This window comes from Pseudogulbenkiania sp. AW2-16, assembly GCF_056824575.1.
On record NZ_CP157668.1, the window covers coordinates 1,888,585 to 1,909,017 of the forward strand.

Sequence of the window (20,433 nt, forward strand, 5' to 3'; positions counted from 1 at the left end):
GGTCTGTTGAGAGCTGCCAAAAACCCGACGATTCTAGTTGCTTTGGTGTGACAGAGAAAGGACTGTGCAAAGCAAAGCGGGAACCTGATGGTTCCCGCTTTATCAATCAAGGGCTTAGAGTGTGGCTTCTGGCGCCGGGGCCGGTGTCGGAATGGCCCGGTGTTCGCTCAGCTTTTCCTTGTGCTTGAGAACCTGTCGATCCAGCTTGTCCATCAGGAGGTCGATGGCGGCGTACATGTCCGACTCGGTGGCTTCGACGTGGATGTCTTTGCCGGAGAGATGGACGTTGACCTCGGCCTTCTGGACCAGCTTGTCCACGGACAGGGTCACCGCCACGTCGATCACGTGGTCGACATGACGGGTAATGCGTTCGAGCTTGCTTTCGATGTAATCACGCAGCGGTTGGGTAACGTCGAGGTGGAGACCGGTTACTTTGAGGTTCATACCTTACTCCTTCTTGTGTTGGCTGCCCGGCGGATGCTGCCGGGCATGCTGATGATTCAATCCAAGGTCAGAGGACCTTGCGCAGATTGACCGGTGGAATCTGCATGGCTTCACGATACTTCGCTACGGTGCGTCTTGCAACCTGTATGCCCTGTTTTGCGAGCTCGTCGGCCAGGGCGCTGTCGGAGAGGGGTTTGGCGCGGTTTTCGGCGTCGATCATCTGGCGGATGTGCGCCTTGATGGCGGTGGCCGAGCACTCGCCGCCGCTGTCCGTTTCCAGTGCGCTGCCGAAGAAATACTTCAGCTCGAACAGGCCGCGCGGGCACAGCAGGTATTTCTGCGTCGTCACACGGGAGACCGTGGATTCGTGCAGTTCCAGCTCATCCGCAATGTCGCGCAGGATGAGTGGACGCATGGCTACTTCACCGTGTTCAAAGAACGCTTGCTGTCTTTCGACTATAGATTCCGCCACTTTCAGGATGGTGTCAAATCGTTGCTGAATATTCTTCACCAGCCATTTCGCCTCCTGTAGACGCGAGCTCATTTCACCGCCGCCGCCGCGGTTTTCGCTGAGCATCTGGGCGTACATCTGGTTGACGCGCAGGCGCGGCACGGCGGCGTTGTTGAGCTCGGCGCGCCAGCGCCCCTTGACGCGGCGCACGGCGATATCCGGGATGATGTAGCGGGTGTCGTCGACGCCGAAACCGGAGGCCGGGCGCGGGTTGAGGCGGGCGATCAGGGACTGGGCCTGCTTCAGTTCGGCGTCGCTGACGTCGAAGAGACGCTTGAGCCGGGTGTAGTCGCGATTGCCGAGCAGGGTCAGGTGCTCGCGGACGATGGCGTGCGCCAGGGCCTTGCCCGGGGTGCTGTCGGGCAGCTGGGCCAGCTGCAGCGCCAGCGACTCGGACAGCGAGCGGGCGCCGACCCCCTGCGGTTCGAACTGCTGCAGCAGTTTCAAACCGAACGCCAGTTCGTCTTCCTCGATGCCCAGTTCCAGCGGCAGCGAGGCGGCCAGTTCCTGCAGGTCGATCGTGAGGTAGCCGTCTTCGTCCAGTTCCTCGATCAAGAGCTGCACGATGGCGCAGTCGCGCTCGGGCAGGGCGATTTCGCCCAGCTGCGCCAGCAGGTGTTCGCGCAGAGTGACCGGGCGCGGCACGTTGGCCATCGGGTCGTAATCGTCGCCGTCTTCTCCGCGCCGGCTGCCGCTGCCCCAGTCGGTGAGTTCGCCGCTGCTGTCCTCGCGTTCCGGTTCCTGGCGCTCGGGCTCGGCCTCGCTGCCGGCGGCCTCGGTCGGCGTGTTGTCGGCGACCGGCTCGTCGCCCCGCTCCAGCAGCGGGTTGTCCTGCAGGAAGCGCTCGACTTCGGTTTGCAGGTCGACGGTGGACAGTTGCAGCAGCCGGATCGACTGTTGCAGTTGCGGGGTCAGCGTGAGCTGCTGCGAGACCTTGAGCTGTAGCGACTGCTTCATGGCGATTACAGGTGGAAATGTTCGCCCAGGTAAACCTGGCGAACTTTTTCATTGTCGACGAGGGCCTGCGGCTTGCCGGAGGCCAGGACTGCACCGTCGCTGATGATGTAGGCGCGGTCGCAGATGCGCAGCGTTTCGCGTACGTTGTGGTCGGTGATCAGTACGCCGATGCCGCGCTCCTTGAGGAAGGAGATGATCTTCTGGATGTCGATCACGGCGATCGGGTCGACCCCGGCGAAAGGTTCGTCGAGCAGGATGAAGCGCGGGCGGGTGGCCAGCACGCGGGCGATCTCGACGCGGCGGCGCTCGCCGCCGGACAGGGCCAGCGCGTTGCTTTCCCGGAGGTGGGCGATGTTGAGGTCGTCCAGCAGCAGCGTCAGTTCCTGTTCCAGCTCCTCGCCCTTGAGGCCGGCGATCTCGAGGATGGCGCGGACGTTTTCGTCCACCGTCATCTTGCGGAAGATCGATGCTTCCTGCGGCAGGTAGCCGAGCCCGAGGCGGGCGCGCTGGTGCATCGGGAAGTGGGTGATGTCCTGCTGGTCGAGCTGGATGCGGCCGTCGTCGGCGCTGACCGGGCCGACGATCATGTAGAAGCTGGTGGTCTTGCCGGCGCCGTTGGGCCCCAGGAGGCCGATCACCTCGCCGCTTTCGATGTTGAGCGAGACGTCCTTGACCACGGTGCGCTTCTTGAAGCGCTTCTTCAGCCCGGTGACGTTCAGTACGCTGGCGTTCATGGCTGCTGTCCGGTGGTTTGCGGTTGCAGGATGACGGTGATGCGGCCCTTGTTGGGACCGGTGGCGGCGCCGCCCTTGACCTGGTAGGTCTGGCTCTGGGTGTTGTAGGTGATGACGTCGCCGATCACCAGGTCTTCGCCGCGCTTGACGCGGGCGTTGCCGGTGAGCACGGCGGTGTTGGTGATGCCGGTGTAGTCGAGGCGGCTGGCCTCGGCCTTCGATGTATTCGTCCTTGCCGTCCATCTTCTGGCGGAAGGTGACCACCTTGCCGGTGGCCTGCACCGTCTGGTTGCCCTTGTCGTCGCGGGTGACGACGACGCGGTCGGCGTTGACGCGCAGCGTGCCCTGCGTCACCACGACGTTGCCTTCCCACACGGTGTGGCCTTTGAGCTGGTCGAGGGTGCCGCTGTTGGCGTTGATTTCGATCGGTTTGCTCTGGTCGGCTTTTTCCGCCAGAGCGGCCGTGGCGCTGCACAGTCCGGCCAGCACGGCCAGCGTCAGGGTGAATTTATTTCGCATAGACGACCCTTGCATTCGAGAGCAGTTTCAGCAGGCCGGCGCGCTGGTCGTAGGTGAAGCCGACCGAACGGGCTACCGACGTGCCGTAATGGATGGTGACCGGGGCCGCGGAGCGGGCCAGACGCTTGTCGAGGTCGACGTACATCACCGAGGTGTCGACGCGGGTTTCCGGGCGCTGCGCGTCGGCCGGCTTGAACAGCGTCACCTGGCGGTCGAAGAAGGCCTGGCGGGTCTTGTTGTTGTAACGACCGGTCTGGCCGCGCACGTCGTACTGCAGCACGCCGGCGGCGAAGACCTGCAGCGTGGGGGCGTCGAAGAACAGGTCGTCCTTGCCCGGGTACTGCCACATGCGCTGGGCGCTGAGCTGGTCTTGTACCTTGCCTGTGGTGTCGTAGCGCAGGGCGGTGAAGTGCTCGGCGACGAATTCGGGCTTGTTCGGGTCGAGCGCGCGCGTCTCCGGCGTCCAGCGCGAGATCTGGTCGAGCCAGAACGTCAAGAGGCCGGTCAGGGCCAGGAGGACGATGGGAAACAGCCGCTGGGCGCGCAGGATCATGCCAGGTACCTGTTCATCACCTCATCGAAGCTGCCCTGGGCCTGCATGATGAGCTCGGAGAGTTCGCGCACCGCGCCCTGGCCGCCGCCGAAGCCGGTGACGTAGTGGGCGTTCTGGCGCACCAGGCTGGGGGCGTCGGGCACCGCCACGGCGAGGCCGACGCGGCGCATCACCGGCAGGTCGACCACATCGTCGCCGATGTAGGCGCAGGCGTCGGCGTCGACGCCGGCTTGGGCGAGCAGGGTCTGAAACGCGCCGACCTTGTTCTCGACGCCCTGGAAATAGTAGTCGATGCCCAGCCCGCGTGCGCGGTGCTCAACGCAGCGCGCGGCGCGGCCGGTGATAATGGCGAGCTTGACGCCGGTGCTCTGCAGCATCTTCAGGCCGTGGCCGTCGAGGGTGTTGAAGGCCTTGATTTCTTCACCGTCCGGGGTGAAGAAGATGCGGCCGTCGGTGAGGACGCCGTCGACGTCCATGATCAGGAGTTGCACCTTGCGGGCGAGTTCGTGAATCGTTTGCATGCGTGTCCTTATACGATCCGGGCCTGGAGCAGGTCGTGCATATTGAGCGCGCCGACCAGGTGGCCGGCGTCGTCGACGACCAGCAGGCCGTTGACCTTGTGGGTTTCCATCAGCTTGACCGCTTCCGAGGCCAGCCGTTCGGCGCTGATGGTGCGCGGCTGGCGGAACATCACGTCGTCGATGGCGAGGCCGGAGAGGTCGAGGGTCTTGTCCAGGGTGCGGCGCAGGTCGCCGTCGGTGAAGATGCCGACCAGGTTGGCCGAAGCGTCGACCACCGCGGTCATGCCGAGCCCCTTGCGGGTCATTTCCAGCAGGGCGTCCTTGAGCGTGGTGCCGCTTTGCACCACCGGCAGGGTGTCGCCGGCGTGCATCAGGTCGCGCACGTGCACCAGCAGACGCCGTCCCAGGCTGCCGCCGGGGTGCGACAGCGCGAAGTCTTCTTCACGGAACGAGCGCGCCTCCAGCAGCGTGACCGCCAGCGCATCGCCCAGCGCCAGCGCCGCGGTGGTGCTGGAGGTGGGCGCCAGGCCGAGCGGGCAGGCCTCCATCTCGACCGCGGCGTCGAGGTGGATGTCGGCTTCGCGCGCCAGCGTGGAGTCGGGACGGCCGGTCATGGCGATCAGGGTGATGTCCTTGCGCTTGAGCGCGGGCAGGAGCGCGATGACCTCGTCGCTCTCGCCGGAGTTGGACAGCGCCAGCAGCACGTCGCCGTCGGTGATCATGCCGAGGTCGCCGTGGGCGGCCTCGGCGGGGTGCACGAAGAACGCCGGGGTGCCGGTGCTGGCCAGGGTGGCGGCGATCTTGCGGCCGATGTGGCCGGACTTGCCGATGCCGGTGACGACCAGGCGGCCGGCGCAGGCGAGGATGGCGTCGATGGCCGCGAGGAAGGCGCCGTCGAGCCGGGCGCGGAGCGCGAGGATGGCGTCGGCCTCGATCTCGAGTACCCGTTGCGCCTGTTCCAGGCGCTCATGCTGTACTGTCTTGTTCATAAGGTGAAAGTATATCAAGGTTATAATCCGAATAGTCGCGGCCTGGTGCATCTTTTGCTTGGGCGCGTTTGGCCAACCCCTTCACCGCCCCGGAAAGTCCATCCTCGATGCATTCGCTTGCGCCCATTGTCCTCGTGTTGTTGAGCGCCGTCCTCGCCGTCACCCTGTGCCGAACCCTCAAGGTGCCGCCGATGTTGGGCTATCTGGTGGTGGGCTTCCTGGCGGGGCCGGGGGTGATGCAGCTGATTCCGGACGGCGAGGAGACGGCCTTCCTGGGTGAGATCGGCATCGTGTTCATGATGTTCTCGATCGGGCTGGAATTTTCCCTGCCCAAGCTCAGGGCGATGCGCCAGCTGGTGTTCGGCGTGGGCCTGGCGCAGGTGCTGGCGACCCTGCTGCTGATCGCCGGCGTGATTGGCGCGCTGTTCGATTCCGTGCTGGCGGGCTTTGCCGTGGGCGGGGCGCTTGCGATGTCGTCCACCGCGATCGTCAGCAAGCTGCTGACCGAGCGCCTGGAGCTCAACCAGCCGCACGGCCAGCTGGCGATCGGCGTGCTGCTGTTCCAGGACCTGGCGGTGGTGCCGCTGCTGATCCTGCTGCCGGCCTTTGCCGGCGGCAGCGCCACGCTGGGCATGGATCTCGGCCTGGCGGCGCTGAAGGTGGTGGCGGTGATGGCGCTGTTGCTGTCCTTCGGCCAACGTCTGATGCGGCCGTGGTTCCACCTGGTGGCGCGGCAGCGTTCGGGCGAGCTGTTCATGATCAATGTGCTGTTGGTGACGCTGGGGGTGGCCTACCTCACCGAGCTGTCCGGGCTGAGCCTGGCGTTGGGGGCCTTCGTCGCCGGCATGCTGATCTCGGAGACCGAATACCGCTACCAGGTGGAAGAGGACATCAAGCCGTTCCGCGACATCCTGTTGGGCTTCTTCTTCATCACTGTCGGCATGCGCGTGCAGTTGCCGGTGCTGTACACCCATGCCGGCGAAGTGCTGCTGCTGGTGGCGCTGTTGGTGCCGGTCAAGCTCGGCATCGTGTTCGGGCTGGCGCGTGCCTTCGGCCACAAGGCCAACGACGCCATGCGCGGCGCGCTGGCGCTGGCGCAGGGCGGCGAATTCGGCTTCGTGCTGCTGGCGCTGTCGGGCAAGCTCGGGCTGATCGGGGCGCAGACCGAGCAGGCCGCCATCGCCGCGATCCTGCTGTCGATGCTGGTGGCGCCGTTCCTGATCCTGCACGGCGACAAGATCACCCGCCGCCTGATCAAGCAGGACTGGATGATGCAGGCGCTGAACCTGCACCAGATGCTGGTGGAGAGCATGTCGAAGAGCGATCACGTGCTGATCTGCGGCTACGGCCGCAGCGGCCAGGTTCTGGCCCGTCTGCTGGAAACCGAATCGATTCCGTTCTTCGCGCTCGACCTCGACCCGGACCGGGTGCGCGAGGCGGGCGAGGCGGGCGACCCGGTGGTGTTCGGCGACGCCGGCAAGAAGGAGGTGCTGATCGCCGCCGGCCTGATGCGCGCCAAGGCGGTGGTGGTGACCTTCGCCGATACCCACGCCGCGTTGCGCATCCTCAACATGGTGCAGTCCTTGCGCAGCGACCTGCCGGTGATCGTGCGCACCGTCGACGACAGCGACATGGACGTGCTGCGCCGCGCTGGCGCCGACGAGGTGGTGGCCGAGGTGATGGAGGGCAGCCTGATGTTGGCGACCCAGGCACTGATGGTGACCGGGGTGCCGCTGAGCCGCGTGCTGCGCCGCATCCGCGCGGTGCGCGAGGAGCGCTACAGCCTGTTCAAGGGCTTCTTCCGCGGTGCCAGCGACGACGCCGAGGGGCTGGACGAGGCGCAGTTGCCGCGCCTCTTGAGCATCCAGGTGTGCGCCGGGGCGGCGGCCATCGGCCATTCGCTGGGCGAGATCAGGCTGGACGACCTGGGGGTGGAGCTGAAGGCGGTGCGCCGTCACCACATCCGCCGCAGCGAGATCGAGCCGGAGTTCGAGGTGATGCAGGACGACGTGCTGGTGGTGCTGGGCACGCCGGAGCAGCTGGCGCTGGCGGAGACGCGCGTGCTGCAGGGCTGAGCGCTGGCGGATAAAGCGACGGCACCGCCTCGGCCGAGGTCCTGCGCCGTGCCGCGTGCCACGGGAGCGGCTGCGCCTGGCCGAATCAGTCCGGCTGGAACCGGCCGGGCGGCGCTCGCGACGACGGCGTTGACGCGCGCCGAGGCTGCCGGCCTCGGCTTCGGCCAACCTTTGCGGCGAATGGAAGGCGGGGTACGGGGGCAAAAAAGGCCGCAACGGTTTATCCGGTGCGGCCTTCGTCTTGCTGCCGTTACGGCAGGATGGTGGTGATCTGCTTCTTCAACTGCTGCTTCAGCGCGTCCTGCTTCTCGCTCTCGGTCTTCTTGCCCTTGACCATGGCGTTGAAGTCGAGCGCGTACACCGGCGAGTTGATCGGCCCGGTGATCTTGAGCGGCACGTTGACGCCCTTGAGCCGGCTGAACTCGTGCGGGTTGGCCTGCACGTCGAGGGTGTAGTCGATGATGCTCTGGATCAGGTCGAGCTTGCCGCCGCCGCTGACGTTGACCAGCTGCGATGCCAGCTTCAGGTCCTGGTTGCGCGCCACGCCCTGTTCCAGCTGCAGGCTGGCCGACAGTGTGGAGAAGGTGGTCTTCTGGTTGGGGTTGGCCGCCCCGTTCCACTGCTTGAGCTCCGAGGGCAGATTCTTCAGCGCCGCCACCAGGTCGATGCCGCTCAGCGCCCCCTTGTTGAGACTCATCGCCACCGTACCGCTCATGGTGTTGCGCAGCTCGGCGAACGAGGTGCCCTGCGCCCGGACGTCGACCTCGCCGCTGCCGACGCCGTCCAGCCGGCTGAAGTTGAACAGGTCGAGCAACAGCGGACGGATGTGCATGGCGTTGAGCTTCTGCTTCAGTTCCAGCTTCGGCTTCTGTTCGCGCTGCAGCCGCACGCTGCCTTCCAGGCGCCCCTGGTAGATGCTGGCGCTCAGCTGGTCCAGCGCCAGCTGCTGCGGCGTGGCCAGCACGCTGGCGGTGACGTCGTTGACGCGGAAGCGGCCGAAGGCCAGTTCGCCGATGGTGACCTTGCCGCTCAGGTCGACGTAGTCGAGCCAGTCGAGTGGGATCGGCCGGGTGTCCTGGAACAGCGCCACCGCGGCGTTGTCCTTGCTCTCCGGCAGGTAGCGGTTGAGGTCGAGCTTGCCGATGGTGACGGTGGCCTCGTGGCGCGGCTTGAGGAAGCCGTACTGGCTCACCGTGATCGCCATGTCCGAGCCGTCCAGCGTGCCGGCCACGCGCAGATTGAGCTGGTCGTCGTCGAGGGTGCCGTCGAGCGCGCCGTCCATCTTGGCGACCAGCTGGCCGCGCGGCAGCAGCGGGGTGACCACCTGTGCCATCAGCGACAAGGGCTGCATGCGGATCTGGTTCATGCCCAGCAGGGTGAACGGGGCGTTCAGCTTGAGGTTGATGCGCTGGCGGCCGACGCTCCAGCTGAAGTCGCCCGCCATGTGGTCGGCGTTGAGACCGGCCTCGTCGAGCTTGACGTTGTCGAAGCGGGCCACGGCTTCGTAGTGGGTCTGGCCGTAGGTCAGCTGGCCGTCGAGGGTGGCCAGCGGCGTGGTGATTTCCTTGAAGCTGGCGCTGAACGCCGGCACGCGCAGGGTGAAGCCGCTCTTGGGGTTGTCGCTGCTCAGGGTCAGCGCCAGCTGTTCGCCGGTGGCCTGCAGGGCGGCGAAGTTGAGGCGCAGCAGGCCGTTGGCGTTGAGCTTGCTTTCGCCCAGCCCTTCCACTTCGGACATCACCACCGCCTGCAGCTGGCTCAGCGTGACCTGGTCGTCCTGGATCGTCAGCGGCGTCTCCAGCGCCAGCCGCAGCGGACGCCTGCCGCCGCTGAGCAGGGCGCCGACGCTGAGGTGGGCGTCGCCGCGCAGGCCGTCGGCATCCAGGCTGAGCGTGTTCAGGGTCTGGTGGTGCTGGGTCGATTCGTCGAGATAATCGAGTTCGCTCTCGCGCAGGCGCAGCGTGTCGAGCTTGACGCGGAAGCGGCCGGTATCGCGGCGCTGGAACAGGTCGGCGATGGACAGGCTGCTGTCGGGGTGGCGCACCACCTGCACCTTGAGGCCGTCGACGCGCAGCTTGCTTACCTCGAGTTCGCCAAACAACAGCGGCAGCCGGGCCAGGCGCGCTTCCAGATGGTCGACGGTGATGGCGGGGGTGGCGTTGCCGGGTTGGCTGATGTCGATGCGGTCGATGTCGAGGCCGGGGAAGGGCAGCACGTGCGGCTTGATCGCGCCGCGGACGGTGACGTTGCGGTGTTGTTCCTGCAGCACGCGGCCCAGCGTTTCGCGCACGGCGTGTTCGTCGAACTTCCAGAGGATCAGCGATTGCACCACGACCAGCAAGGTCAGCAGCGCGAGGAGACTATAGACGGTAATACGGAGCCAAAGCCGGCCGGAGTTCCATTTCATGCGTTCTGCTCGGTGGGGGCCTGGGCGTCATCGAGTGACTGGGCGGCAAAGGACGTGTCGTGGAGCGGGTGAAGGGAATCGAACCCTCGTCGTAAGCTTGGGAAGCTTCTGCTCTACCATTGAGCTACACCCGCGCACTTGCTTTGAGCGTGCGAATGTAGCCGGTTTTGCCGGGCTTGGCAAGCTGAATCAGGACGCAGGGGAGTGCGGATTCCCGTTCAAACGGTCAGCACTCGTGGCGTTGACATGGGCAGGTTGCGCGCCGGTACCGGTGCCAACAGCTCCATCTGTTGTCGATCGAGTATGTGTATGTGCTTTCCTGATACCGATATCACGCCGGTATCCGAAAGCTCTCGCAGCACCCGGGAGAAGGTTTCCGGCGTCAAGCTGAGCCGTGAGGCGATCAAGTTCTTGTTGGTCAGCAGTTCCACGGTGTCGGCATCATTCTGCCGGCTGCTCTGTCTTATCAGAAATTGGACCATCCTCTGCTTGGCCGAGAAGAGGCTGTAACTCTCGATATCGGCCATCAGGGTGTAGAACTGCCTTCCCATGCAGGTCATGATCTCGCGCGCAAAGGAAAAATTTTCCTGTGCAATTTGCATAATCGGTTCCGGCCGGGTCAGCAGCAGCATGGCGTCATCGGTTGTCAGCGCGTTGGTCAGGAAAGGCTTGTTCAACAGCATTTCACCGATGCCGAAACACTTGTTGCTATCCAGGAGCGCGACGACCTTTTCCCCTCCGTTCAGAAACAGGCAGGTCAGGGATACTTGGCCATAGACAATCCAGTACACGCCGTGGGAAACATCTCCGCGCTGAACGACCGTCGTGTCTTTCTTGAGTCTGATGCATTTTGTGGCGGCAGCCACCCGCTCGAGCTGTGCGTTATCCAAGGCTTGATAAAGCGAGGCGTGGGTCAGGATGCCCTTCAAATTGTGCTCAGAATATGACATGCAATCACCCCCCCTTGCCGATGCAATATTTCCCATTTGCAACTCTGACACCGACTCGCCGGTAGGCTGTTGATCACGATCAAATCGGGTGGATTTCTGGCAACAGACAGGATGATCAAGGTCTTTCTGTGTGGAAAGTGCTACTCCGGCCGCGCCGGCGCGTGCGGCCGTTTCTCGCGTGCCAGGGCGACAAAATGCGCCAAGGCCACCGAGTGCTGGTCCTGCCGGTAGGCAAGGCCGATCGGCGCGGCGGGAACGGGGGCCGTGATCGGCACGTAGCGGACGCCTTCGGTGCGGATCTGGCTTACGGAACGGGGCACGAGCGATATGCCGAAACCGGCGTCGATCATCGGGACGATCGAGGCAATCTGCGGCGCCTCCTGCCCGAGCCGGGGGCTGAAGCCGGCCTGGTGAAACGCCGAGATCAGGTTGTCGTAGAGCCCCGGGCTGATCGCGCGCGGAAACAGGATGAAGGTTTCCTCCGCCAGCGCGGACAGCGGCAGCGCTGCCTGCCGACTCAAGCGGTGCGCCGCGGGCAGCGCCACCAGCATGTCTTCTTCCACCAGCAACTGGGTGTTCAGGCCGTCCGCGCCGCCGATCGGCGGGCGCACGAAGGCGACATCGATCTCGCCGCTGCGCAGTCCTTCCACCAGCAGCGCCGTGTTGCTTTGCTCCGGCAGCAGCTGCACCCCGGGGTAGCGGGCGCGGTAATCGCGGATCAGCGCCGTTACCTCCGGCTGGAAATAGGTGGCGCCGGCAAAGCCGATGCGGATGCGGCCGGCTTCTCCCCGCGAGAAGCGCTGGACGCTGTTTTTGGCGCGCTCGACCTGCTCCAGGATGGCGCGGGCATCGCTCAGGAACGACGCCCCGGCTTCGGTCAGTTCCACCTTGCGCGTGAGACGCCGGAACAAGGGCGTGCCGAGTTCCTGTTCGAGCTGGCGGATCTGCTGGCTCAGCGGGGGTTGCTGGATGCCAAGACGTTCGGCGGCGCGGGTGAAATTCTGTTCCTCGGCGATGGCGATGAAATAGCGCAGATGACGGAGTTCCATGAGGGGCGGGGTCCTGAGCTGGGTGGGTCGGGTCACAGCGCTAACCATATATTTTAAATATGGAAATGGCAATTTCAATATATTGGATGTGTGCGATCCGGATGGCTACACTGCTCCGCAGACAGTTGGCGCACACGGCCTGGTGCATGGCGCTGCCGGTGGGGCAAGGGGGCGGCCAAGCGCCCCGACCGGTGCCGTGGGCGCCAACTGTCTGGCCGCGGGCTTCGCCATAACAACACTTCATGCGATGCCGCGCGGCGCATCGGCGCCACGACCCGGGGTGGGGCGGGCGCCGGCAACACAGCCCATGAGGAGACAGCAAGGAATGTATCAAGACCGTATTCGTATGCGCGCGCTCAAGGATCGCGTCATGAGCGCGGACGAGGCCGCCACGCTGGTGCAGGATGGCATGGTGGTGGGCATGAGCGGGTTCACCCGCGCCGGCGACGCCAAGGACATGCCGGTGGCCCTGGCCAAGCGGGCCCGGGAGCAGCCGATGAAGATCACCCTGATCACCGGCGCCTCGCTCGGGCACGATTCGGACAAGGCGCTCACCGAGGCCGGTCTGCTGGCGCGGCGGCTGCCGTTCCAGGTGGACGCCACGTTGCGCTCGGCCATCAACCGCGGCGAGGTGATGTTCGTCGACCAGCACCTGTCCGAGACCGTGGAGTTCCTGCGCGCCGGGCAGTTCGGCCGGCTCGACGTCGCGGTGATCGAGGCGGTGGCAATCAGCGAGGACGGCAGCATCGTGCCGAGCTCGTCGGTCGGCAACTCCGCGAGCTTCGCGATCCTGGCGGACAAGGTCATCGTCGAGATCAACCTGGCGCAGCCGGTCGAATTCGAGGGCATGCACGACATCTGGATTCCGGGTCATCGTCCGCACCGCGAGCCGCTGCCCATCGTCAACGTCTCGGACCGCGTGGGACGCACCACGGTCAAGATTCCGCCGGAGAAGATCGCCGCCATCATCATCACCGACACGCCGGACAGCGCCTCCACGGTGCAGCCGGCCGACGCGGAAACCCAGGCCATCGCCAATCACCTGATCGAGTTTTTCACGCACGAGGTCAAGCGCGGGCGGATGCCGGCGCGCCTGCCGGCGATCCAGTCCGGCATCGGCACCATCGCCAACGCGGTGCTGAAGGGCTTTTTGCAGTCGCCGTTCGAGCACCTGACGATGTATTCCGAGGTGCTGCAGGATTCCACCTTCGAACTGATGGACGCGGGCAAGATGGATTTTGCCTCCGGCTCGTCCATTACCGTGTCGCAGCCGATGCAGCAGCAGGTGTTCCAGAACCTGGCGCGCTACCGCGACAAGCTGGTGCTGCGGCCGCAGGAGGTGAGCAACCATCCCGAGGTGATCCGTCGTCTCGGCCTGATCGCGCTCAATACCGCGCTGGAGGCGGACATCTACGGCAACGTCAACTCCACCCACGTCTACGGCACGCACATGATGAATGGCATCGGCGGCTCCGGCGATTTCGCGCGCAACGCCTCCCTGGCGATTTTCGCCACCAAGTCGGTGGCTAAGGGCGGCAAGGTGTCGAGCATCGTGCCGATGGTGCCGCACGTGGATCACAACGAGCACGACGTCGACCTGATCGTCACGGAACAAGGACTGGCCGACCTGCGCACGCTGGCGCCGCGTGAACGGGTCAAGCTGATCGTGGAGAACTGCGCGCATCCGGCCTACCGCGACCTGCTGCGCGACTACTACCAGGACGCCCTGAAATACGGCGGCCAGACCCCGCACGCGCTGGAGCGCGCCTACGAGATGCATATCCGCTTGCGCGACAGCGGTTCGATGCTGCCCCGGTGAGGACGGCAGCAGCACGTTGACCATCGCGCGGGGCGCGGCGCTTTCCTGTCGTGTCAGTGTCCTGTGATCGGTGGCGGGGCGGTTTCGGCGGAGGCGCCTGCCGTCGGCTGCCAGGCGCTCAGGCGCCGTTGCAGGCGCTCGAACAGCTGGTCGCAGCAGATGGCCAGCAGCGCCACCAGCACCGCGCCCTGGATCACGTAGGCGGTATTGAAGCCGCTCAGGCCGACGATGATGGGCGAGCCCAGGGTCTTGGCGCCCACCGTCGAGGCGATGGTGGCGGTGCCGATGTTGATCACCACCGAGGTGCGCACGCCGGCCAGGATCACCGGGGCGGCCAGCGGCAACTCCACCCGCCACAGCGCCTGCCAGGGGGCGAACCCCAGCCCCTGCGCCACTTCGCGCGTCGCAGCCGGCACCGCGTCGAGCCCGGCCAGGGTGCCCTGGGCGATCGGCAGCACGCCGTACAGCACCAGGGCGATCAGTGCCGGCGCTTCGCCGAAGCCGATCAGCGGCGCCGCCACCGCCAGCACCGCGACCGGCGGGAAAGACTGGCTCATCGCCAGCAGCGATTCCAACAGCGGCCGGAACGCCCGGCCGGCGGGGCGGCAGACCGCGAGGCCGAGCACGCTCCCCGCCACGATGGCGACGGCGCTGGACGCCGCCACCAGCGAGACGTGGGCCAGCACCAGCGCGGCAAAACTGTCTTGCTGGTAGATGGGGCGGTCCAGTTCGGGAAACAGCGCGGCGAACAGCGGGCGCAAGGCCGGCATGCCCAGGGTCAGCGCCAGCAGCGCGGCGAGGCTGCAGGATAGCGGCGTGCATGCCCACCGTCGCAGGGTCTTCGGCCAACCTTGGGGCGGTCTGCTCATGGCGCCGGCGGCAGCAGGTCGGCAAAGTGCAGCGTGCCCGCCGGGCGCCCCTGCGCGTCGATCACCGGCAGCCGCTCCACGCCGCGCGTGACGAAGGCTGACAGCGCCTCGCGCAGCGTGGCCCCGGCTGCGATCGGCTCGCCCGCCGCCGCTTCGCCCGGCCGGGCGCGTGCCGCCACGCGTTCCAGCGCCAACAGCTTGATGCCGATGTCGCTGCGGCCGATGAAGTCGCGCACCGCGTCGCTGGCCGGGCGGGTCAGCAGTTCCAGCGGGCTGCCCTGCTGCACGATGCGGCCGCGCTCTAGCAGCACGATGCGTTGCGCCAGGCCGAGTGCCTCGTCGATGTCGTGGGTCACCAGCACGATGGTCTTGCCCGACAGCGCGTGGATGCGCCGCAGTTCGTCCTGCAGCGCGGCACGCGTCACCGGGTCGAGCGCGCCGAACGGCTCGTCCATCAGCAGCACGTCGGGGTCGGCGGCGAGCGCCCGCGCCACGCCGACGCGCTGCTGCTGGCCGCCCGACAACTGGTGCGGAAAGCGCCGGCGATACTGCTCGGGCTCCAGGTGCAGCAGCGTCAGCAGCTCGGTGACGCGGTCGCGGATGCGCGGCTTCGGCCAGTTCAAGAGCTGCGGCACCGTGGCGATGTTCTGCTCCACCGTCCAGTGCGGGAACAGCCCGATCGACTGAATGGCGTAGCCCATGCGCCGGCGTAGGGTTTCCGGGCGGAAGCGCCGCACGTCCTCGCCGGCGAAACGCAGCGTGCCGCTGTCGTACTCCACCAGGCGGTTGATCATCTTCAGCGTGGTGGACTTGCCCGACCTCGAGGTGCCGATCAGCACGGCGAGTTCCCCCTGCGGAATCACCAGGTCCAGCGCGTCCACCGCGCGCTGGCCATCGAAGGACTTGCTCACCTGGGCAAACTCGATCATCGCGGGCCGACCTCCAGCAGCGACAGCAGCAGCTTGAACAACGCGTCCACGGCGACCGCCAGCACCACCACCGGGATCACCCCCAGCAACACCAGGTCGAGCGCGCTGCCCGACAGGCCCTGGAACATGATGGCGCCGAAACCGCCGGCGCCGATCAGGGCGGCGAGCTGGGCCAGCCCCACCGCCTGGATCGCGGTCACGCGCAGGCCGGAGATCAGCACCGGCAGGGCCAGCGGCAGCTCGACGCGCCGCCAGCGCTGCCCGGCGCTGAGTCCCATGCCGCGCGCGGCCTCCAGCACGCCGTCCGGAATCTGCTGCAGCCCCGCCAGCGTGCTGCGCGCCATCGGCAGCAAGCCGTACAGGGTCAGCGCCAGCAAGGCCGGCGGCAAGCCGATGCCGGCCAGGCCCGAACCGGGCAGCAGCCGGCCCAGCGCGGCGAGCGGTGCGATCAACAGGCCGAACAGGGCGAGCGAGGGGACGGTCTGGACGATGTTGAGGGCGGCGAACAACACGCCCCGGGCGCGTGGCCGGCGGAATGCCCACAGCCCCAGCGCCGCACCGCCCACCCCGGCCGGCAGCAGCGTCAGTCCCACCAGCTGCAGATGGCGCCCCAGCGCTTCGTCGAAGCTGTCGCGGTGATTGGCGTATTCCTTGAGCAGTGACAGCGCCTCCAGCCGGCCCGACAGCAACAGCGCCAGCAGCGGAAGGTAGAACGCGAGCTGTACCAGCGCCAGGCGGCTGCCGGCGCCGCCGAGGCGGCGCAAGGCGTCGTTGGCGAGCAGCGCGCCCAGGATGAACAAGGCCCAGTAGCCGCCGCCGAGCGAGGTGCGCGCCAGCGTGTCGGCCCCGCCGCTGAGCCGGGCGGCCTCGGCGCCGGCCAGTGCGGTGAGGGCGGCGAGCCACAGGCTGGCGGCGCTAGCCAGCAGCACGCTACAGCCGCGCCAGGGCGGTAGCCACGGTGCCGCCAGCAGGGGCAAGGCGGGCAGCAACAGCAGCAGGCGGGGGCCGTGGAGCAGCGTCGCGAGCAGGATGCCGTGGCCGCTGAGCAGCCGGTTGGGGGCGTGGCTGAGCAGCGGCAGGGTCCAGGCCGCGAGCAGCATCAGGCCGACCAGCAGCAGCGGCACGGGGTTACGGACGGCCATGCCGGATCCCGGTTTGCCCTGGGCCTATTATCCCGGTCGGCGGACGAGTCAACGCCGCGCGGGTGGCGCCCAGGCTCGCGTGCTGCAGGCGTCGCCACCGGATGACAGGAGCGCCTATTTTACGAAGCCTTTGCTCTTGAGATAGCTGGCGGCCACCTTGCGCGCATCCTGCCCCTCGATGGCGATCTGGCCGTTGAGCTTCTGCAGCGTCGCTCCGTCGAGCGACAGGAACACCGGCTTGAGCAGCTCGCGCACCTTGGGGTACTTGCCCAGGGCTTCGCTGCGGATGATCGGGGTGGGGGCGTAGATCGGCTGCACCCCGCGCACGTCGTCCAGCGTCACCAGGCCGAGTGCGGCGACCGGGCCGTCGGTGCCGTAGGCCATGGCGGCGTTCACCCCCGAGGTCTTTTCCGCCGCCGCCTTGATGGTGACCGAGGTGTCGCCGCCGGCCAGGGTCAGCAACTGGTCCTGCTTCAGCTTGAAGCCGTAGGCCTGCTCGAAGGCGGGCAGGGCGTCGGGCCGTTCGATGAATTCGGCCGAGGCCGCGAGCTTGAAGTTGCCGCCCTTGCTGATCCATTGTCCCAGGTCGGCCAGGGTCTTGAGCTTGTTGGCGCTGGCGACGTCCTTGCGGATGGCGATGGCCCAGGTGTTGTTGGCCGGCGACGGCGTCAGCCAGACGATGCGGTTCTTCTCGAAATCCAGCGCCTTGACCCGCTCGTAGCCGGCCTTGGCGTTTTTCCACACCGGATTCTTTTCGTCGCTGAAGAAGAAGGCGCCGTTGCCGGTGTACTCGGGGTAGATGTCCACCTCGCCCGAGGTGATGGCCTCGCGGATCACCTTGGTGTTGCCCAGTTGCAGGCGGTTGACCGTCTTGATGCCGTGGGCCTCGAGCGTCTGCAGGATGAGGTTGCCCAGCAGCGAGCCTTCGGTATCGATCTTGGAGCCGACGCGCAGTCCTTCTGCCGCCGGGCTGTGCGCCGACCAGAGCATGCCCGCCAGGGCGAGGGCGGCGCAGCGGCGCAGCGTGGTGCGAGATGACATGGTGTTCCCCTTGGATGGACGATGGTTATTCGGTGTTGCGCATTCCCGGCGGGCACGTTCGGCTGCCGGCATCTTTGCGAGCGGGCCCACCGGGATGGCGTCGGTGATGCTATTAAGAGTAAGAAACGGAATCCGCCATTGCCAGGAAGGCGCATGACTTGGGCAATGACGATGGGGCGTCGCCATTGCCTCCGGTAAGGATTTGACGTGCGGCCTATACTCGTAGGGGCCGCCGGCCAAGGCCGGCGGGTTGCCGTTTGTCTGGCCGATCGGCCACAGCAAAAGGAGGAACGGTGATGATCGGCTACCAGTTGTCATTCTTTACCGTGCAAGACCGTCTGCATGGCCGCCGCGCACTGGCGCAGTGGCTGCTCGACGAGGCCCGTCACCTCGGTATCCGCGGCGCCACCCTGCTGTCCGCAGCGGAGGGCTTCGGCCACGCCCGGCGTCTGCACTCGTCGCGTTTCTTCGAACTGGCCGACCAGCCGCTGGAGATCACCATGGCGGTGACGGCGGAAGAGGCCGACTGTTTCTTTGCCCGGCTGCGCGAAGAAAACCTGCGCATCTTCTACATCAAGACCCCGATCGAGTTCGGCGTGACCGGCGAGGAGTGAGGCCGCGCCGGCGACGGCCTCTCAGCCGCGTCCCGGCAGCGTCCGCCCCATGCCGCTCACCAGCGCCTGCTGCAGCGCTGCCGGCACCGGGGCGTAGTGGTGGAACTCCATGCTGTAGGTGGCGCGGCCCTGGGTCAGCGAGCGCAGCGCGGTGGAGTAGCCGAACATCTCCGCGAGCGGCACCTCGGCGCGGATGCTCTTGCCGCTGCCGCCGGGCAGGTCGTCCATGCCCTGGATCACGCCGCGCCGGCCGGTGAGGTCGCCCATGACGTCCCCCATTTTCTCCTCCGGGGTTTCCACGTCCACCGCCATCACCGGCTCCAGCAGCTCCGGCCCGGCCTGGCGCAGGCCGTCGCGCAGGGCCTGGGCGGCGGCGATCTTGAAGGCGTTCTCGCTGGAGTCGACGTCGTGGTAGGAGCCGAACACCAACGACGCCTTGACGTCGACCACCGGGTAGCCGGCCAGCACGCCGTTGGCCAGCGCCTCGATGATGCCTTTCTGCACCGCCGGGATGAATTCGCGCGGGATCACCCCGCCCTTGATGGCGTCGACGAACTCGAAGCCGGCGCCGCGCGGGCGCGGCTCCAGCTTCAGCACCACGTGGCCGTACTGGCCGTGGCCGCCGGACTGGCGGATGAACTTGCCCTCGACCTCGGGGCTGGGGCGGGCGATGGTCTCGCGATACGCCACCTGCGGCTGGCCGACGCTGGCGCTGACGCCGAACTCGCGGCGCAGCCGGTCGACCAGGATTTCCAGGTGCAGCTCACCCATGCCGGAGATGATGGTCTGGCCCGATTCCTCGTCGCTGTAGACGTGGAACGAGGGGTCTTCCTGGGCCAGCCGCTGCAGTGCCAGCGCCATCTTCTCCTGGTCGGCCTTGGTCTTGGGCTCCACCGCCTGGGCGATGACCGGTTCGGGAAACACGATGCGCTCCAGCGCGACGACGGCGTCCGGGCTCGACAGCGTGTCGCCGGTGGTGACTTCCTTGAGGCCGACCGCGGCGACGATGTCGCCGGCCATCACCTCCTTCACCTCCTCGCGGTGGTTGGCGTGCATCTGCAGCAGCCGGCCGATGCGTTCCTTCTTGTCGCGCGCCAGGTTGTAGACGCTGTCGCCGGAGCGCAGCAGGCCGGAATAGACGCGCAGGAAGGTGAGCTGGCCGACGTAGGGGTCGGTCATGATCTTGAAGGCGAGCGCGGCGAACGGCTCGTCGTCGCGGGCGTGGCGCGTCACCGCCTGGCCCTGGGCGTCGATGCCGCTCACCGGCGGAATCTCGAGGGGGAGGGCAGGTAGTCGATCACGGCGTCGAGCAGCGCCTGCACGCCGCGGTTCTTGAACGCCGAGCCGCACAGCAGCGGCACGATCTCGCCGCGGATGGTGAGCTGGCGCAGCCCCTGGCGGATCTCGTCTTCGGCCAACGTGCCGCGCTCGAGGTAGCGGTTGGTGAGCTCCTCGCTGGCTTCGGCGGCGGCCTCGATCATCTTGTCGCGCCAGCTCTCGGCCTCGGCGCGCAGCGCCGGCGGAATCTCGCGCTCGTCGAATTTCACCCCCTGGCTGGCGTCGTCCCAGACGATGAGGCGCATCTTCACCAGGTCGATCACGCCGTGGAAGGCGTCTTCGCTGCCGAACGGCAGCTGGATTGGCACGGCGCGCCCGTTCAGGCGTTCGCGGATCTGGCGCTGCACGCGGAAGAAGTCGGCACCGACGCGGTCCATCTTGTTGACGAAGGCCAGGCGCGGCACGTGGTACTTGTTGGCCTGGCGCCACACCGTCTCGGACTGCGGCTGCACCCCGCCCACCGCGTCGTACAGCATCACCGCCCCGTCCAGCACGCGCAGCGAGCGCTCCACCTCGATGGTGAAGTCGACGTGGCCCGGGGTGTCGATGATGTTGATGCGGTGCTGCGGGTACTGCCCGGCCATGCCCTTCCAGAAGCAGGTGGTGGCGGCCGAGGTGATGGTGATGCCGCGCTCCTGCTCCTGCGCCATCCAGTCCATCACCGCCGCGCCTTCATGCACCTCGCCCATCTTGTGGCTGACCCCGGTGTAGAACAGGATGCGCTCGGTGGTGGTGGTCTTGCCGGCGTCGATGTGGGCGCTGATGCCGATGTTGCGATAGCGTTCGAGGGGCGTTTGCCGCGACATGGTGCGTTCCTCGCTGGGGTTGGCGGATAGGGGCCCGACGGGCGCGTGGCGCGGGCGGACGGCGCACCAGGGGAACCATGACGCCGCTGCCGGCGACTAAGCGGTTCGTAGGTGCGTGTGGTGACCGACGCGGTCTTGCCGCCGGACGCGCTTGTATTGAGTGTAGTTT

At 66.8% G+C, this 20,433-nt stretch carries 16 protein-coding genes, 1 tRNA gene and 2 pseudogenes; 3 read left to right on the forward strand and 16 right to left on the reverse strand.

Features of this window, described 5'->3' with window-relative positions:
• Positions 1-114: 114 nt before the first annotated feature.
• The 7 genes and pseudogenes from hpf to ABKF58_RS09225 form a co-directional block, all read right to left on the reverse strand.
• Entirely contained in the window at positions 115-444 is a 330-nt protein-coding gene (hpf, locus tag ABKF58_RS09195) for a ribosome hibernation-promoting factor, HPF/YfiA family (protein ID WP_008954911.1), read from the reverse strand.
• A gap of 67 nt (positions 445-511) precedes the next feature.
• Positions 512-1,912 (reverse strand): RNA polymerase factor sigma-54, encoded by a 1,401-nt coding sequence (locus ABKF58_RS09200; RefSeq protein ID WP_482584205.1) that lies wholly within the window; start codon positions 1,910-1,912, stop codon positions 512-514.
• A gap of 5 nt (positions 1,913-1,917) precedes the next feature.
• Positions 1,918-2,646, reverse strand: a complete 729-nt coding sequence (gene lptB / locus ABKF58_RS09205) for an LPS export ABC transporter ATP-binding protein (protein ID WP_482584351.1) — start codon at positions 2,644-2,646, stop codon at positions 1,918-1,920.
• Between the two features lie 264 nt (positions 2,647-2,910).
• Positions 2,911-3,180: pseudogene (locus tag ABKF58_RS09210) on the reverse strand (LptA/OstA family protein); the annotation flags it as partial.
• Positions 3,155-3,718 (reverse strand): LPS export ABC transporter periplasmic protein LptC, encoded by a 564-nt coding sequence (gene lptC / locus ABKF58_RS09215; protein ID WP_008954915.1) that lies wholly within the window; start codon positions 3,716-3,718, stop codon positions 3,155-3,157. The pseudogene ABKF58_RS09210 and the gene lptC, both read right to left, overlap by 26 nt.
• Entirely contained in the window at positions 3,715-4,239 is a 525-nt protein-coding gene (gene kdsC, locus ABKF58_RS09220) for a 3-deoxy-manno-octulosonate-8-phosphatase KdsC (RefSeq protein ID WP_008954916.1), read from the reverse strand. The genes lptC and kdsC overlap by 4 nt, the downstream gene beginning before the upstream one ends.
• A gap of 8 nt (positions 4,240-4,247) precedes the next feature.
• A complete protein-coding gene (locus ABKF58_RS09225) occupies positions 4,248-5,228 on the reverse strand; it encodes a KpsF/GutQ family sugar-phosphate isomerase (protein ID WP_008954917.1) in 981 nt (326 codons plus the stop codon).
• Between the two features lie 107 nt (positions 5,229-5,335).
• Here ABKF58_RS09225 and ABKF58_RS09230 point away from each other — a divergent pair, with 107 nt between their 5' ends.
• Positions 5,336-7,303, forward strand: coding sequence for a monovalent cation:proton antiporter family protein (locus tag ABKF58_RS09230; protein WP_482584206.1), 1,968 nt, complete (start codon positions 5,336-5,338; stop codon positions 7,301-7,303).
• A 250-nt stretch (positions 7,304-7,553) separates the two neighbouring features.
• Here ABKF58_RS09230 and ABKF58_RS09235 read toward each other — a convergent pair whose 3' ends face one another.
• From ABKF58_RS09235 to ABKF58_RS09250, 4 genes are all read right to left on the reverse strand, one after another.
• Positions 7,554-9,707, reverse strand: a complete 2,154-nt coding sequence (locus ABKF58_RS09235) for an AsmA family protein (RefSeq protein ID WP_482584207.1) — start codon at positions 9,705-9,707, stop codon at positions 7,554-7,556.
• A 60-nt stretch (positions 9,708-9,767) separates the two neighbouring features.
• Positions 9,768-9,841 (reverse strand) — tRNA-Gly (locus ABKF58_RS09240).
• Positions 9,842-9,925: 84 nt separating this feature from the next.
• Complete coding sequence (locus ABKF58_RS09245) at positions 9,926-10,636, reverse strand: Crp/Fnr family transcriptional regulator (protein WP_482584208.1); 711 nt, start codon at positions 10,634-10,636, stop codon at positions 9,926-9,928.
• 161 nt (positions 10,637-10,797) lie between these two features.
• Complete coding sequence (locus ABKF58_RS09250; RefSeq protein ID WP_482584209.1) at positions 10,798-11,706, reverse strand: LysR family transcriptional regulator; 909 nt, start codon at positions 11,704-11,706, stop codon at positions 10,798-10,800.
• 370 nt (positions 11,707-12,076) lie between these two features.
• Here ABKF58_RS09250 and ABKF58_RS09255 point away from each other — a divergent pair, with 370 nt between their 5' ends.
• Positions 12,077-13,525 (forward strand): acetyl-CoA hydrolase/transferase family protein, encoded by a 1,449-nt coding sequence (locus tag ABKF58_RS09255; RefSeq protein ID WP_482584210.1) that lies wholly within the window; start codon positions 12,077-12,079, stop codon positions 13,523-13,525.
• 53 nt (positions 13,526-13,578) lie between these two features.
• On the opposite strand, the gene ABKF58_RS09260 is transcribed toward ABKF58_RS09255, so the two are convergent.
• The 4 genes from ABKF58_RS09260 to osmF all read right to left on the reverse strand — a co-directional run bounded on the left by ABKF58_RS09260 (position 13,579) and on the right by osmF (position 17,506).
• The gene (locus ABKF58_RS09260) at positions 13,579-14,394 is read right to left on the reverse strand and encodes an ABC transporter permease (protein ID WP_482584211.1); all 816 of its coding nucleotides are present in this window, start codon (positions 14,392-14,394) and stop codon (positions 13,579-13,581) included.
• Positions 14,391-15,323: an ABC transporter ATP-binding protein gene (locus tag ABKF58_RS09265; protein WP_482584212.1), complete on the reverse strand. Its 933-nt coding sequence runs from the start codon at positions 15,321-15,323 to the stop codon at positions 14,391-14,393. The genes ABKF58_RS09260 and ABKF58_RS09265 overlap by 4 nt, the downstream gene beginning before the upstream one ends.
• Positions 15,320-16,465, reverse strand: coding sequence for an ABC transporter permease (locus tag ABKF58_RS09270; protein ID WP_482584213.1), 1,146 nt, complete (start codon positions 16,463-16,465; stop codon positions 15,320-15,322). Before ABKF58_RS09270 ends, ABKF58_RS09265 begins: the two co-directional genes overlap by 4 nt.
• A 114-nt stretch (positions 16,466-16,579) precedes the next feature.
• A complete protein-coding gene (gene osmF, locus ABKF58_RS09275; protein WP_014088211.1) occupies positions 16,580-17,506 on the reverse strand; it encodes a glycine betaine ABC transporter substrate-binding protein OsmF in 927 nt (308 codons plus the stop codon).
• A gap of 296 nt (positions 17,507-17,802) precedes the next feature.
• Here osmF and ABKF58_RS09280 point away from each other — a divergent pair, with 296 nt between their 5' ends.
• Positions 17,803-18,120 carry a DUF190 domain-containing protein gene (locus tag ABKF58_RS09280; protein WP_008954927.1) on the forward strand — a complete coding sequence of 106 codons (318 nt, stop codon included), beginning with the start codon at positions 17,803-17,805 and terminating at the stop codon, positions 18,118-18,120.
• A 21-nt stretch (positions 18,121-18,141) separates the two neighbouring features.
• Here ABKF58_RS09280 and fusA read toward each other — a convergent pair.
• Positions 18,142-20,264, reverse strand: a pseudogene (gene fusA, locus ABKF58_RS09285) (elongation factor G).
• Positions 20,265-20,433 lie beyond the last annotated feature (169 nt).